This window comes from Paenibacillus sp. oral taxon 786 str. D14 (genome assembly GCF_000159955.1).
GTDB classification, from domain to species: Bacteria; Bacillota; Bacilli; order Paenibacillales; family Paenibacillaceae; genus Fontibacillus; species Fontibacillus phoenicis.
Genome location: NZ_GG696015.1, coordinates 1 through 1,814, shown reverse-complemented (window position 1 = coordinate 1,814; position 1,814 = coordinate 1). Strand labels below are relative to the sequence as shown.

The window sequence follows — 1,814 nt, the reverse complement described above, 5'->3', positions numbered from 1 at the left end:
CCTCCCTCAATAAATTAATGGTTTCTCCGTTTTTCTCACTTTTTCGCATGTTTTCTTCTTTGACATCCAAAGCCCCCTTGGATAGGATTTGACGAGGAGCGAATATTTGGGATCGACCTGTTGGCGGGAATAGAGGTGGGGACCACCCCGCTTTTTGAAAGCCGTATGGTCGCATATGGATCTCCACATGAGCCCTTGCGGTTTACCCTCCCATATCTCCCTGGGTCGATGCCCTTACATTCCTTCGTTCTACCTTTCAAGGGGTGGAGGCCAGGTTAGCTCCTCTGCGGGGTCGACGCCCTAATGGAATGAATTCCTCCCAGCCTATCCGTGCTTCGTTTGTCAAAGATCAACATGTGTATAAGCGATAAAACGTGAGTGAGTTATCCAGCTGTGAATGAATTAAGCTGCTGTTTGCAATTGAGCCTCCCGATGGGGGCCGAGCACTTTGCTGGCGTCATAGTCCTTCTGTTTACGGCCTAGCTCAAACATGACGCGAATGAGCTTGCTCGAGATCGCAATCATCGACTGCTTCTTCTTCAGCGGGTTATCCCGGCGCGTCGTAAAGTACAGGTGCAGCGCGCGGAACTCCGGGTTCTTGGCAACCATCGTCAGCGCTGCTCGGTACAGCAGGGCCCGAAGGCGACAGCGACCTCGCTTGCTGATGGTCGTTTCCCCCTTGTGGAGCCCGGAGCTGTTTTCCCGCAGACTGAGACCGGCGTGACGGACAATTTGCTGGCTATGATCGTAGCCGCTCAAGTCCCCGACTTCCGCCAGGAAGCCTGCAACCGTAACGAGGCCGATGCATGGAATGCTCATCATGTGACAGGCGCCCGGAATCTGCTCCACCAGAGCCGCCACATGCTCCATCAGTTCTTCGATCTGCCTGCACAGCATGGCGTACTGCTCCAAGTACATGGCTAGCTCATGCTTGGCCGCCGTAGCGCCTTCCGTGAGGCCGATGGACTTTCGGGCTTTCCGATAGAGCAGTTCCGCTCTCTTGGGGCCTACCGCTCGTTTCACGCCGTTCTTCTTCCAGATGGCCACGACCGTTGTTTCGCCGGCGGCGACGACGTCTTGCGGCAGGGGAAGGTGCGTGAGCGTAATAAGCGAGGCCTTGCCTTCCCAGTCTTTGAACACTTGTCTATATTCGGGAAAGAAGCGATCCAGCCAATTATGGATTCTTCCTTTCACCCGGTTCAAATCCCCGCACAAACGGTCTCGCTGGTTCATCAGCACACGCAGGTCGGCGTAAACGCCTTCCGGCAGCTGCGGCTGTGTATAGCGTCCGTCGATGACGAGTTTGGCAACGACCTTCGCATCTTTGATGTCGTTCTTGGTCGGCGAGTTGTCGTCGAGTTCCTTACTTTTCTTGACGTGATGCGGATTCACCAAAACGACTTCGACGCCGCGCCGCTTCAGGAAGTGAAACAGCGGGAACCAGTAGTGCCCGGTTGGCTCTACGCCAAGTAGTACGTCCGTCAGTCCATGTTCTTGCTGGATGGATTCGGCCCAAGCCAACAAGTTCAGCAGGCCATTCTCGTCGTTCTGGAACAGGCAACGCGTGCCAAGCTCAATGCCACGATAGTTGAAGGCCCGAGCGACATGGTTGTGCTTCGCGATGTCGGTCCCGATGACCAGTGTTGTTTCAGAAATTCTCGAAATCCGTTGATTTTGTTTGCTGGATTGGTTATGCTTCATCTAGAGCGTCCTCCTCATTTAGGGCAGTGAATGTGCGACATTCCGAGACCCAGCATACAGGAGGCGCTTTTTCATTTCAAACCGCAAATTAATTCACTACAGGAATTGCTCCT

1 protein-coding gene is annotated in these 1,814 nt (G+C 54.1%); it reads right to left on the bottom strand.

All coding sequences use genetic code 11. The annotated features are described in order from the left end of the window. Window positions 1–402 precede the first annotated feature (402 nt). Complete coding sequence (locus POTG_RS22455; RefSeq protein ID WP_009227147.1) at window positions 403–1,701, bottom strand: IS110 family transposase; 1,299 nt, start codon at window positions 1,699–1,701, stop codon at window positions 403–405. Window positions 1,702–1,814 lie beyond the last annotated feature (113 nt).